Source organism: Sandaracinobacteroides sayramensis, from assembly GCF_022014495.1.
Lineage (GTDB): Bacteria > Pseudomonadota > Alphaproteobacteria > Sphingomonadales > Sphingomonadaceae > Sandaracinobacteroides > Sandaracinobacteroides sayramense.
Window position 1 is genome coordinate 212,557 of record NZ_JAKLSQ010000003.1, and the last position, 13,972, is coordinate 226,528.

A 13,972-nucleotide genomic window follows, 5' to 3' on the forward strand; every position below is an offset into this window, starting at 1 on the left:
AGCCGACCCCCCTGCCGAGCTTCATTTGCGTCAATGTAATTGGTGAGGAAATCCGCGTCAAAGCGGAAGAAGGGCAAAATCCCAAAATATAAACTTGAGTGGGAGGAAAAACCGATGGGGCTTCGTTTAGCCGCGCTGCAGCATTTTCTTTTGGGTGGAGTTGCGCTTGGGGCACTGGTCCTTGCTTCGGCGTCTTCTGCCGCAAGTAACAACTTCGTTGACTACGATATTCCGCCGCAGTCGCTTGGTCTCGCATTGCGGGATTTCGGCTTGCAGAACGGCATGACGATCATGGCAGACGCCAGCATCGTCCAGGGCAAGACGACGAAAGGGCTCCACGCCCGGTCCGACCCGGAGACGGCCCTGCGCATTCTTCTGAGCGGCGCCGGTCTCGAATACCGGCGCGAGGGCCATGTCTTCGTGGTGACGGAGGGAAACGTCCCCGGGCCCGCCACACAGGCCGATAGCCCGGCCGATACCGACATCATCGTGACGGCGCAGAAAAAAGAGGAAAAGATCACCGACGTTCCAATTGCGATCACCGCGCTGTCGGCGGAGGCGATGGACGACCGCAAGATCGAGGGCGGCTCGGAACTGTTGCGGGCTATCCCCAATGTGAACTTCTCCAAGACCAATTTCAGCATGTACAATTTCTCTATCCGAGGCATTGGAACGCAATCGATTTCCGCATCCAGCGACCCGGCCGTCGCGGTCAGCTTCAATTCCACGCCTCTGGTGCGCAACCGCCTGTTCGAATCCGAATTCTTCGACATGGAACGGATCGAGGTTCTGCGTGGCCCGCAGGGCACGCTTTACGGTCGCAACGCAACGGCGGGCGTCGTCAATATGATCCCTGCCCTTCCCGGCCCCGACCTGGGCGGCGCGTTGAAGGCCGAAGTCGGCAATTTCGGCACGATGCGCCTCAGCGGCATGGTGAACCTGCCGTTGACCGACACGCTGGGGATCCGCGTGGCAGGCGCGATGACGAAGCGGGACGGGTTCGATTACAACAGCTTCACGGGCCGGCGCGTCAATGGCCGCGATCTGTGGTCGACCCGCGTGTCGGCGCAATGGGAGCCGAGCGACAGGTTCCGGGCCAATGTGATCTGGCAGCATTTTGAGGAAAACGACGACCGACTGCGGACGGGCAAGCAGCTTTGCACCACCGATCCGGGGCTGGAGACGGTGGGGGGTGTACCCATCACCAATCCCGTCCTCCGCGGGCGGGCAAGCCAGGGTTGCCTTCCGGGGTCGTTGTATGACGACGCTGCCTTCGGCGTGCCTAACGGGCCTGCGCTGGTATATCTCTATCATCCACGCGTAAATGTGTCGCTTGGGCAGCTCCAGGAACCGGGGAAACCAAGGCCGGACTGGCGGATTATCCATGTGGTAAAAGTGGATGATCCATTCGCCGGAGTCACGCAGTCGCGAAACTTACGCGAGATCTCATCCAATTACGATCCCAAGTTTCGCGCGAAAAATGATGTCATCCAGTTCAATATGGAGTTCAAGCCGTCCGAGACGCTCCAGTTTGTTTCGCAGACCGCCTATTCACGCGATCGATTCTATTCGACCCAAGATTATAATCGCTACGTTACCGTTCCGTTGTTCGACGATTCGGCGCAACCTCACCTTTATTCTACCGCTGGCGTTCCATATGATTCGGAGGCCTGGCCGGGGCCGACCCCCGGTGGCATTTTTTGCGACCCGCAACTCGGTTGCTCGGACCGGATGGTCTCGGCCGATTTGAGCCGGTCCAGAAACAGGCAATGGTCGCAGGAATTCCGGCTTCAGTCCAGCTTCGACGGCCCGCTGAACTTCCTCGTCGGTGCCAACTATCTCGATTTCAAGTCCCAAGACGATTACTATGTGTTCAATAATATGTTCACCCTTATAGCGCAGTGGTTCTATGGCAGAGCGGCGCTACTCGACATCAGAAATGGCATAGGACTGGATCCCGTCTGCGCTCAGCTAGGCCAGGAAACGAGAGAATGTCCTTATGTCGATCCCAATCCGCTCAACAGCCTGAACAACCAGGGGCATAATTATTTTCTCAGCCAGAATGGCGTTCGGATAAAATCCTCCGGTCTGTTCGGTGAGGTCTATTGGAACATCAGCGACGCGCTGAAGCTGACAGTCGGTGGACGCTATACGCACGACAAGAAGCGTGCGGATCAAGTGCCTAGCCAATTGCTGCTTGCCGGCGGCGTCGAGACCGGTTTCACCGGCAATATCACGGGCGGCTTCGTCAATAGCGGCTACCCCGCGCAGGACGATATCGTGCAGTCATGGGGCCGCTTCACTGGGCGCGCAGTGCTCGACTGGAAACCGGACCTGAATTTCACCGATGACACGCTGATCTACGCCTCGGCATCGCACGGGTATAAAGGTGGCGGCACCAATCCGCCGCGTGTCGATTTCAATCCCGCTGTGGTGCAATATCAGCATTTACCGCAAACCTTCCGGCCTGAATATGTCAATGCCTTCGAAATCGGCACCAAGAACAGCTTGGATGGCGGCCGCTTTACGCTGAACGCGACTGGCTTCTTCTACGATTACAAGGGCTATCAAGTCTCGCAGATTGTCGATCGCATCGCCTATAATGAAAATTTCAATGCGACGAGTTGGGGACTGGAATTCGAAACCGCCTGGCGTCCCTCACGGGCGTTCCGCGTCGACGGCAATCTGGGTTATCTCAGGACGCGGTTGGGCAAGGGATCGCAGTCGATCGACGTGATGAACCGCACCCAGGGCGATCCCGATTGGGTCGTTCTACGCCCATGGCTGCAGGTACCGTCCAACTGTATTGCTCCGCGGGCCATTGTTGAACAAGTTGTCGCAAGAGCGATTTCAGCGGACTTGGCGCTGGGAAGCCTTTGCCCCGGCGCCGATCGCGTCGGGAGTTGGGACCCGTCTCGCCCGGGCGGCACTGTTCCCTTTTGGCGGCTTTACGGCATCACCTATAATCCGCTGGCACCTTACAATCCCGACACGGTGGGCTTGCCGGTCGATCAGGGTGGAAGCGGTGCTCCTAACGGCGGTCGCGGTTTCTACGCCGATCTGGAAGGCAATGAACTGCCCAATGCCCCGCGCTTCACCGCAAATATCGGGGCGCAATACACCTTCTTCCTGGATAATGATGATTGGGAGCTCACTTTCCGCGGCGATTATTATCGTCAGTCGAAAAGCTATGGACGCATTTACAATACCGCGTTCGACCGGCTTAGAGCTTGGGACAATGTCAATGCAGCGGTCACGCTGGAACGACCGGACTCGGGCCTGACGTTTCAGCTTTATGTGAAGAACCTGTTCAAGAAATCGCCGATCACCGGCTTTTTCGTGAACAGCGATGATACGGGCTTGACCACCAATATCTTCACGCTCGATCCACGCATTATCGGATTCAATGCATCAAAGAAATTTTGAATTTCTTTAACAGAGAGGGAGAAGCTTATGGGGAATATGAAATATGATTTATTGTAACTATCTATAATACTATTTACATGGGGAGTTATTATCATGAAATCTTTTGTAAGAAAATTCACCTCCACCTTTGCCGTTCTGGCAATGATGGGATACGCTGTAGCGGCCAGTTCCGTAGCACATGCTGGAACCTATACAGGGGCAGTTACTGTTTCAAAAGGGCTCACATTTACTTGTGATGCAACTGTGGATCTTTACTCCACGCCTGGGAAGGCCCTCCTCACCATCTCCCCAGGAGATCCACTGTGTTCATTCCTAAACATCACCAGCAACCCGCATAATTACACCGAGTCCGGCGGAGTGCTGACAATTCACGGCATTCGAGTGGAGACAATCACTCTTGGCAACTGCTATGGTGATTTGTCAGGAACCGTCACAACCAATCCGGACGGTAGCAAGACCCTCAATATTGCTGATACGATCGATCCGGAAATTCCGGGCACCGGGGGCTGCTCCGTTAACGGTGAGCTGTGGAAGCCTGCTCACTGATGTATCTCTTGATTTACCGATAGCGGTTGCAGGATGCATTTCAGATACAGATGATGATCTGCTTTCCAATGATGCCTCCGGACTGACCGCAATTGTGGATCGAGAAGATATAAGTCTAATTATACTGCGTTTGCGGTGACGCGAGTATCCCGATCAGTGCTTATCGGAATGCTCTCTCTCCACCGGAACATACTGGCCGCATCGCTGCAACGGTGCGGCCCTTTCCGGGCCTGCGGAGAGAAGCTGCCACTGGCGCGGTTTCGATAGGACGGTCAGGCAGGCATAGCAATGTGTTTGCGTTGAGACGAATTTCCACCCGCTTTCTGCTGGGCATCGCCGTCCATGCGGCCCCGGTCTATGCCGGAACGGACCAGGGGGACGTCGCGGCGGGAGAAGTCTTGCGGCAGGCCGTCCCGCTGGACGTAGCAGCCTCCTCCGACAACGATGCCGAAATCGTCGTCACCGCAGCCCGCCGCGGCGAAGCGAAGGTCGCAGCGGAAAGCGAGTTCGACGCGGAGGAAATCGCCGGCCAAGGCGCTGACAGCATACAGGAATTGCTGATCCGCCTCGCCCCCTTCATCGACGACAGTGGCGAAGAGCCGGTCATTCTCATCAACGGCAAGCCCGTAGGACTCGACCGCTCGATCCTCTCCTATCCGGCCGAGGCACTGGAGCGGCTTGCCGTGCTGAAGCCGGGCGCCTCGGCCCATTATGGGGGGACGGCAGGCAACCGCGTCGTCAATCTCGTGCTCAAACAGAGTTTCTCGATGGTGAATGCCGACGCAAGCGCGAATTTCGCGACCGCCGGCGGCCAATATGGCGGCTCATTTTCTACCGGGCGCACGGCAATCCGGGGAGAGACAAGATGGAACGCCGTGGCGAGGGTCGGCGGAGACAGCGCGCTGAGGAAAAACGCGCGCAACATCCCTGGGCGTGAAGGCACGTTCGACAGTATTGGCTTCGTTTCCGGTGTTAATGGCGCAGAGATCGACCCCGCACTCAGCCTGGCGGTTGGCCGCGCAGCGATGGTTGCCGCCATCCCGCCTGCCGCACTGTTGGGGCCGCCCAGCCTCGACGATTTCGCCGCGACAGTGGACATCGTGCATCCGGTCGACCCAAATCGCTTCGAAACCCTTAGGCCTTCCCGACGTGCTGCGTCGCTCAATATCGGTGTCACGCGGCCGATTGGTGGCTTTTCCGCTTCGCTGAACGTCAACGCAAACCGGACTGATACTGCGGAGAAGCGAGGTCTGCCGATGATATCGGTGATCCTGCCAGGCGCGCATTCCCACTCACCCTTTGCCGGGAATGTAATGCTGACGCGTCCGCTGGCGGGCGAGCGTTCATTGCGCATGCGCAATGACTCGACTTCGTTCGGCATGTCGCTGACCGTGAATGGCGTGATCGGCGATTGGCAGACCAGTCTTGCGGTCGGCTATTCGCGCAATTGGGCGGACAGCCTACTCGAATATGCGGCCGACACGGAGCAAATCCAGCATCGGATTGAATCCAACGACCCGGATTTGAACCCCTTCGCAGCGTGGGACGACGATCTGCTAATTGCCACCCGCCAGCGGACCCAGGGGGAAAATATGAGTTCGCGGCTCAACGTCCGCAAGACGCTGGCCCACCTGCCAGCAGGGCCGATTGTCTGGAGCGTCACGGCAAACGCCAACCGGAATCGCTCCCGCAGTCGGGAAGAGGGGGACGTGAGGGGCGAGACTCGCAGCGTCGCGCGGCAGCAAATGAACGCCCAGATGGCGCTCAGCCTGCCGATTTTACGTCGCGGCGGCGGAAGCCTGGGATGGCTCGGCGAACTCTCTATCGACCTGTCCGCGAGCGCGGAGAAAATGACCGGCAGCCAGCTGCAAAAGCAGTTCGCCGGCCATATCGGATGGTCGCCCTGGCCAATCCTCCAGCTTCGCGGTTCGATCGACCACGCCGAAACCTTTCCTTCATTCGATCAACTCGATGCGCCGGTCGTCACGACGGTTAACCGCATTTTCGACTATGCGCGCCTGGAAGTGGCTGAGCCGATCTGGATCACCGGCGGCAACCCGGATCTTCTGCGCGGCAGCCGCCAGAGCCTAGCGCTTTCAGCGCAGGTGCGGCCGCTGGGCGACCAGAGGCTCACGCTCAATCTTGGCTATCGCAAGTCCGTAGCGGAAGGTGGGGTCGCGCCTTTCCCCGAACTGACGCCCGCCATAGAGGCCGCTTTCCCTGATCGCGTCAGGCGAGACGCCGACGGACGGCTTTTCGCCATCGACGCGCGTGCCATTAACATTTCCCGGGACGCCGACGCCGAACTCTCGAGCCGCATCGCCCTGCGCCTGGGGCAGGTTCCTCCTCAGCGGCGCAACGGAACGCCAGCCGATCCGGTGCAATTCAGCCTCTCGATCAATCATCGCTGGCGTCTGAAGAGCGAATTGCTGACGAGGGTCGAAATAGATGTAATAGATCGGCTTCGAGACGGTGGGCTTTCAAGGCATGGCGTGCTCATGCAGGCGTCCATTGGTAGGCAGGGCATCGGCGCCAGTCTGAACGGTAATTGGAGCAGCCCCGCGCGTTTGCGTGGCGGATTTGGTGATGGCGACACGACACTACGCCTCAAGCCTCCGTTGGCCTTCAATTTTTCGGCATTTATGGAACCCGGCTATTTATTCGCGCGAATGCGCCAAGATGGCCTGATGAAAGATCTGAAAATATCCATTGACGTCCAAAATCTCTTAAATGGCTACCGGCAAGTGACATTGGAGGATGGGCGTGTACCGCCAGGATACACGCGTGACGAAATAGATCCAGTCGGCCGCACACTGCGACTGACAATGAGAAAGCGCTTTTAGACACTTTATTATTGTTCAACTTAAATTTTCAAATATTATATTCCGAATGAATGAGCTAATTTAATATCAGGATTAATATTCATAATATTATTGTAAATAAATATAGAATATTATAAGATATTAAATGAAACGACGAAAATGTTCCAGAGTTAATGTTAGCAATCCCAGCGGATTTTCCTTGTTTAGCAGGCATGTCTATGAAGAAGCAGCGATTTTCCACGCTGCAGATCGAGTCGGTATAGAAACAGGCTGAGATGGTGCTGCCGGTGAAGGATCAAATTCATCAGCTGGCATGCCGCTGGAACTGAGCGGTGCTTCCGAAGGCTGACTCTTGTCGCGATGGCGCGAAGGAGGTGGATTGGACTCGCTGATGGCCGCTCCACCGGCGGGAAGCAAGGTGATGACGATCGTCTGCTCGCGCGCACCTTTCTGCTGTTCGAGTCAGTCTTCCCAAGCGGTCAGAAACAAAAACGCCATCACAATCAACGAATACAATAAAATTGATCCGCATGGTCTAACAAATTATAGATTATTGATCCTAGTTTTTATGTTATTAACGCCAACTATTTAGAAAAATGAAAAATCTGAATGTATTTCCATGTAGATATACAGATCTGTGAAAGCGCTTCGCGTGTTCTGTTGGGTTTTGACGTAATCAAGTTCATTATTCTTCGTCATTCTACGCTAGTTTTACTGATGTTGTGATGAGCCAGCGAAGGCGCGGAAGCGTTAGATAGCTTGTTCGCTAGCAGCGCCGGCGCTGAGTCGCACAGCCTTTTGCTGCGGTGCACCCGATGATTGCAATCCCTCATCGTCACTCAACCACCAGATTTTGCTTCAAAGTTCGGGTCGAACCACTCCAGTGGCGAGATGAAACGACGCAATGCACCGGGACAAGGCATATACGAGCATCCTTCATCCATCCTCTGCCATCGCGCCCCCTGAATATATTGCGAATGGCTCGCATGCTGCATTAAGGCCAGTCGCAATGTCGACGAATGCGATCGCCCTCTCCCGCCTGCTGCTTGCCGAGCGGCCGCTGCTGCTGCGGCTCGCGCAGCGCATCGTCGGGAGCATGCCGGCGGCCGAGGACGTCACGCAAAGCCTTTGGTTCCGCGTCTTGCGGATCGAGGACGATCCACCGATCGTGAACAAGCGGGCCTATCTTTACCGGCTGGCCACGAATCTCGCGACCGACCAGGCGCGGTTCGACCGGCGCCATGCTGCTCTGTTCGAATCGGGGGAATTGCCTGAAATCGTTCCTGACGGACAGCCATCGGCCGAAAGGTCGATGCTGGATCGGGAGAATCTCGAAACGGTCCTGGCCGCGCTCGATGAACTGCCGCCGCGCGTTCGGGAGATATTCATCATGCGAAAATTCGATGGGATGCCGGTGCACGAGATCGCCGAACGGCTTGGCCTGTCGCGCAGTTCGATTGCCAAAATGCTGCAGCGGGCGCTGCTGCATTGTGACGCACGCCTGCACGACGCGCATGAATGAACGGTTTGCGGGTGGCGCAATTCCACATGCGGCGATTTCAAACGTCTTAAGCTATGAGAGACCTGTGCTGCCGCATCCCTCGGGCTGTGACAGGGAAAGAGGCGATTGGTGGGATCAGGTCAGCGCATTCCGGAAAAGATAAGGCGGGAAGCCGCGCGCTGGATCACGGAGCGCGATGCCGGCCTGTTGACCGAAGAAGACGAGCTGGCGCTGGCCGCCTGGCTCGCCGCCGATCCGCGCCACGCGGAAGCCCATGCCAGGCTGGAAGGCACATGGCGCGCGATCGGCAGCCCCCTCGTCGAGACCGCGCTTCGAGAGCGACCAAGCGCCCTCACCTTCTCCACGCGCGCACCACCCCGGCAATGGCTGGGCGGCGCCATCGCGGCCAGCCTCGTGCTGGCGATCGTCGGCGGTATGAACGACTGGCCGACACATTTGCGCGCCGACGCCATGACGCAGACCGGGGAACAGCGTGAATTGACGCTGACGGACGGCTCGATCGTCCAGTTAAACACCGGCAGCGCCGTCGCAATCGATTATCATGGCGACCGCCGCATCGTTCGCCTTCTGAAGGGCGAAGCGGCGTTCACAGTCGCGGCCGACAGGGCGCGGCCCTTCACGGTCGAAGCGGGCAACGGCTCGACCACGGCGCTGGGAACGCGGTTCCTCGTGCGGCGCGAAGATGCAGACACCGACGTAACCGTGACCGAACATAGCGTGCGCGTCCTGTCGCCCGCCGCAGCTCCGGCGGGCGAGCCGGGCGTCGTCGTCAAGGAAGGGCAGTCGATACGTTATGGGGCCGCTGGCATCAGCCAGCCCCACGCGGTCGATATCGAGCAGACGCAGGCGTGGACACGGGGACTGCTGGTGTTCGTCGATCGGCCGCTGGGCGAGGTCGTGGCCGAACTGAACCGCTATCACCCCGGCCATATCCGCGTCGTCGGCGACGATCTTGCCGGGCGCCGCTTCAATGGGGTGTTTCCGGTCGACGATCCCATTGGCGCGGTCGAGACGATCCAGCGATCGCTCGGGATCGGTTCGACCCGCTTCACGAACAGGTTGATCTTTCTCCACAGTTGAGCCCGACCAGGTAAAATTCGTCGACCTTTCCACATCCGCGATTTTGAATCGTCATAACTAATGAGAGGCATTCGCAATGTCGCGCACCTCTTGCTGGTTTTTGACGTTGGGGATGACAGAAAGTGACGATATTCGGGGCCGATCGGGCTGTTTCTCATGGTATTCGCACTGCGCTTGCATCGGCATTGCTGACGGCGAGCGGGCTTGCCGCCATCGCAATTGTCGCGCCGGCGAGCGCAAAGGCGCAAACGGCACAGGATTTCGATATTCCAGCCGGATCGTTGGCCTTAGCCCTCAACCGCTTCGCGGAAAGCTCCAACATCCGGCTTTTCTACGATTCCGCGCTGGCCGAAGGGCTGTCGAGCCCCGGCCTCAAAGGCCGCTACAACTCCGCCGAAGCGCTTTCCCACCTCCTCGCCGGCACCGGCCTCACGTTCCGGCAGACGGGTCCGGGGGCATTCACCCTGGAACGCGCGCCTCAATCGGCCGACGGCGCGATCCAGCTCGGTGCCGTCCGGGTCGAAGGCGAAGCCGGCCGCGACAGCTTCTATGCCGGTCGCTACGCCGGCATCGAGGAACGCGCGACCGGGCCGGTCGACGGCTATATAGCCCGGCGCAGCGCCACCGGCACCAAGACCGACACACCACTCATCGAGATTCCGCAGTCCATCTCGATCATCCCCGCCGATGAAATGGCCGTGCGTCGGGTGCGGGATCTGGCCGACGCGCTGAACTATGTCGCCGGCGTCATTCCGCGCACCGAGGCATCGGACCTGACCGGCGACGGCTTCGTCATCCGCGGCTTCGAGGCGGGGGCGGGCAGCGTCTATCGCGATGGCCAGCCGCTCACCGTCGCCTTCTACGACGGACAGCAGGAACCCTATGGACTGGAGCGGATCGAAGTCCTGAAGGGCGCGGCCTCGCTGCTGTTCGGAGCGACCGAGCCGGGCGGCATCGTCAACCTCGTCACCAAGCGGCCGACGACGACACCGATCCGCGAACTCAATGTCGATGTCGGCACCTACAACCGCTGGCAGATCTCCGGCGATTTCGCGGGCGGCATCGGCGGACGGGAGTCGGACTGGTCCTATCGGCTGACATTCCTGACGCGCAACAGCGATACCTTCATCGACTACAAGCCGGACGATCGCGATTTCGTCGCCGCGTCGCTGCGCTGGGCGCCCTCCGAAGCGACATCGCTGACGCTGCGCGGCGAGTATCTGCGCCGGCAGACGGTCTATATCAACGGTTTCCCGTCGCAGGGAACGATCGATCCGAACCCCAATGGCAAGATCAGGCGATCCTATTTCCCCGGCATTCCCGGCTGGAACAAATATGACAGCGAGAGCAAGTCGCTCGGCTATCAGTTCGAGCATGGCTTCGGCGGCGGGCTGACGCTGCGGCACAATCTCAACTATGTGAAGACCGACACCACCATGCTCGATGGCGGCCCCTCCGGCCTCGCCGCCAATCTGCGCGACGCCAATCGCAACTATGCGCTCAGCCGCGATGACGGAACGGAACGCTTCGCGACCGATACCTCGCTGGAAGCGGCATTCGCCACCGGTCCGATCAACCACAAGCTGATTGTCGGGGTGGACACCAACTATTCCGAGTTCGGCACCGACTTCTTCAACTATACCGTCAACGGCCCGGTTCTGAGCTATTTCGACCCGGTCTATGAAGGAATCACGGTCGACCTGACGACCGCACGGCCCAATTACTATTATGAGGATCAGAAAGGCTGGCGCACCGGTCTCTACCTTCAGGACCAGATGAAGATCGCCGAACGCTGGGTGATCGTTGCGGGCCTGAGGCATGACTGGACCAGGAGCCGTTCCACGCCCGCCGACGGCGTCTCGCCTTCGGTCACGGAAACGACCAACGCAACCACCGGCCGCTTCGGTGTCGTCTATCTGGCCGACAACGGCATCGCGCCGTTCGTCAGCTTCAGCCAGTCCTTCGCGCCGCAAAGCGGCCGCGACCGCCTCGGCAACCGCTTCTCGCCCACGCGCGGCGAGCAGTTCGAGGCGGGTGTCCGCTGGCAGCCCGAGGGCGGCGACACCATGCTGTCGGCGGTCGCCTATCAACTGACCAAGTCGAACGTGCTCGCGACCGATCCGGACGATTACAACCAGCTTGTCGAACTGGGCGAGGTGCGCTCGCGCGGCATCGAGCTGGAGGCGCGTGCCCGCTTCAGCGCCGCGACCAACCTGATCGCCATCTATGCCTATACCGATTCCAAGACCACCGAATCCAGCCCGGTCACGCCGGAAGAAGTCGGCAAGCAAAGCGGCAATGTGCCGAAGCATCAGGCATCGCTGTGGCTCGACCATGACTTCGCGGCGCTTGGGCTGGCCGGCTTCACGCTGGGCGGTGGTGTCCGCTACATCGGCGAGACCCGGGCCCTCTTCCGCGATCTGGACGTGCCGTCGTACACGGTGGTCGATGCGCTGGTCAGCTACGACATCGGGTCATGGCGGTTCGCCGTCAACGCCAGCAACCTGTTCGACAGGAATTATGTCACCTGCACCTATAATTGCTTCTACGGCGAACCGCGCCGGGTAGTCGGCACAGTGACCTATCGCTGGTGAAGGGACCAGACCATGAAGCGCGCCTCATGGGTCTGGTTGCATCGCTATGTCGGGCTGGTCATGGCGGGGTTTCTCGTGCTGACCGGCCTGACCGGCAGCGTGCTGGCCTTTCAATCCGAGCTGGACGCCTGGCTCAACCCGCGCCTGTTCCGCGTCGAGCAGGCGGGAGCCGGCCCATTGTCGCCATCCCAGTTGATCGGGCAGGCGGAGCGCGACAATCCCGGCCTGCAAGCCTATGCGATCATCCTGCCCGACACGCCGCAACGCAGCGCCATCGTGCTCGGCGGCGCGCGCGATGCGGCGGCAGCGCTCGACTATAATCAGCTATTCCTGGATCCGGCGACCGGCGCCACGCTCGGGCGCCGCCTCAACGGCGCTTTCGGCCTCGACCGGGAGCGCCTCATCCCGTTCCTCTACCGTTTGCACTATACGCTCGCGACCCCCGGTCGCTGGGGCGAATGGCTGCTGGGCGGCATCGCGCTAGCCTGGATGCTCGACTGCTTCGTCGGCTTTTATCTCACCTTGCCGCGGGGGAGGCCCTTCTGGCGCAAGTGGCGACCCGCGTGGAAGATCAAGCGCGGCGCCGGCGCCTATCGCCTGAACTTCGACCTGCACCGCGCGTTCGGCCTGTGGCTCTGGCTGGTTCTGTTCCTCGTCGCCCTGTCGAGCATGGCCCTCAACCTGAACCGGGAGGTGTTCCGGCCGATCGTCGCTGCCGTCCTGCCGACCAGTCCGAGCCTCTGGGATGATCCCCGGCCGGCAGTGCCCCCGGCCTTCGCGCTCGACTGGGACGCGGCGGCGCAAAAGGCGCGAGAGGAAGCCGATCGCCGCGGCTGGGACAGCCCGCTCGGCATCATTCATGCGGCCCGGGCGGAAGGCTTCTACATGATGCGCTTCGGCCGCGAGCATGAGCCTGGTTTCGGCGCGTCGGTCATGTATGTGTCGGGCGTGGACGGTCGCATCCTTTCCGTGCGGGAAGCGGGCGGCGGCAAGGCCGGCGACGTCGTGAACGAACTGATGTTCCCGATCCACTCCGGCCAGGTGGCAGGCCTTTCCGGCCGCATCCTCATCTGCGTCGCCGGACTGGTGATCGCCATGCTGTCGGTGACGGGCGTCTATATCTGGTGGAAGAAGCGCGTGCCGCGCGTCACGCGGCGGCGTCGCCCGCCTGAACTTGCGGTGCCGGGTTCCGGGGAAATAGATGCCGTCAGATAGGCCGACCGGTCGTGATGACGACAGGGCAATCGGGGATTGTGAAGCGTCGTCGATGGACTTGTATCTTGATCGGAGCGTTTATGCGCCGCCCGCGAGCAGCCGGATCATTGGCTTTGTAGGCACCAGCGCCATCTTTGCGCTCGTGGCCGCCAGCTTCTTTCTGACGGTCAGCTACATGGCCCCGGTGTCGCCACCTCCAGTACTGACGGTCGTGAACCTGCTGCCGCCGGCTTCGCCGCAGGAAACCCCACCCGTCGACAAGCACGCCTCCGAACCGGTCCAGAAGAAGCAAGCGCAACCGCCGCCCACGCCTGCGCCACCAACGGCGCCCGTCATCGTTCCGATCGCACCGGTGTTGCAGTCGCCGCCGATCGTCGCGGCCCAGCCGACCGACCCCGGCCCCGCCGAGCCAGAAACCGCCGCCCCCAGGACTCAGCCCGCCCCGCCAGCGCCAAAGCTTTCGGGCGACGCGGCCGAGACGTGGGAAGGCAAGGTGTTGGCGCGGCTGATCGAGCATCGCCGCTACCCCCGCTCCGCGATGGCACGCGGGCGGCAGGGCGTGCCCTATATCCGCTTCACGATGAACCGCGAGGGCATGGTGCTCTCCTCACGTCTCGAACGCTCGTCGGGGTTTCCCGAACTCGATCGAGAAGCAGTGGCGCTCCCCACGCGCGCGCAGCCTCTGCCCAAGCCTCCCGACGACAGGCCCGGCGAAACGCTCGAACTTCTGGTCCCTGTCCAGTTCTTCTTACAGTAGGATCACACGA

Annotated in this window: 8 protein-coding genes; all 8 read left to right on the forward strand. The window is 60.1% G+C overall.

The genetic code is table 11. The annotated features are described in order from the left end of the window. The first annotated feature begins 42 nt into the window (after positions 1-42). Positions 43-3,426, forward strand: a complete 3,384-nt coding sequence (locus L6Q21_RS03915; RefSeq protein WP_237829230.1) for a TonB-dependent receptor — start codon at positions 43-45, stop codon at positions 3,424-3,426. A gap of 93 nt (positions 3,427-3,519) precedes the next feature. After that, entirely contained in the window at positions 3,520-3,972 is a 453-nt protein-coding gene (locus tag L6Q21_RS03920; RefSeq protein WP_237829231.1) for a hypothetical protein, read from the forward strand. A gap of 398 nt (positions 3,973-4,370) precedes the next feature. Next, positions 4,371-6,815, forward strand: coding sequence for a TonB-dependent receptor (locus L6Q21_RS03925; protein WP_237829232.1), 2,445 nt, complete (start codon positions 4,371-4,373; stop codon positions 6,813-6,815). 988 nt (positions 6,816-7,803) lie between these two features. Further along, complete coding sequence (locus tag L6Q21_RS03930) at positions 7,804-8,316, forward strand: RNA polymerase sigma factor (RefSeq protein WP_237829233.1); 513 nt, start codon at positions 7,804-7,806, stop codon at positions 8,314-8,316. A gap of 108 nt (positions 8,317-8,424) precedes the next feature. After that, positions 8,425-9,396 (forward strand): FecR family protein, encoded by a 972-nt coding sequence (locus L6Q21_RS03935; RefSeq protein WP_237829234.1) that lies wholly within the window; start codon positions 8,425-8,427, stop codon positions 9,394-9,396. A 281-nt stretch (positions 9,397-9,677) separates the two neighbouring features. After that, the gene (locus L6Q21_RS03940; protein WP_237829235.1) at positions 9,678-11,990 is read left to right on the forward strand and encodes a TonB-dependent siderophore receptor; all 2,313 of its coding nucleotides are present in this window, start codon (positions 9,678-9,680) and stop codon (positions 11,988-11,990) included. A 12-nt stretch (positions 11,991-12,002) separates the two neighbouring features. Next, complete coding sequence (locus L6Q21_RS03945; protein ID WP_237829237.1) at positions 12,003-13,205, forward strand: PepSY-associated TM helix domain-containing protein; 1,203 nt, start codon at positions 12,003-12,005, stop codon at positions 13,203-13,205. Between the two features lie 52 nt (positions 13,206-13,257). After that, positions 13,258-13,962: an energy transducer TonB gene (locus L6Q21_RS03950; protein WP_237829239.1), complete on the forward strand. Its 705-nt coding sequence runs from the start codon at positions 13,258-13,260 to the stop codon at positions 13,960-13,962. Positions 13,963-13,972: the final 10 nt, after the last annotated feature.

Excerpts from the sequence above, each read along its gene's own strand:
- L6Q21_RS03920 (WP_237829231.1), top strand. The coding sequence starts at position 3,520 with ATGAAATCTTTTGTAAGAAAATTCACCTCCACCTTTGCCGTTCTGGCA.
- L6Q21_RS03930 (WP_237829233.1), top strand. The coding sequence starts at position 7,804 with ATGTCGACGAATGCGATCGCCCTCTCCCGCCTGCTGCTTGCCGAGCGG.
- L6Q21_RS03945 (WP_237829237.1), top strand. The coding sequence starts at position 12,003 with ATGAAGCGCGCCTCATGGGTCTGGTTGCATCGCTATGTCGGGCTGGTC.
- L6Q21_RS03950 (WP_237829239.1), top strand. The coding sequence starts at position 13,258 with ATGGACTTGTATCTTGATCGGAGCGTTTATGCGCCGCCCGCGAGCAGC.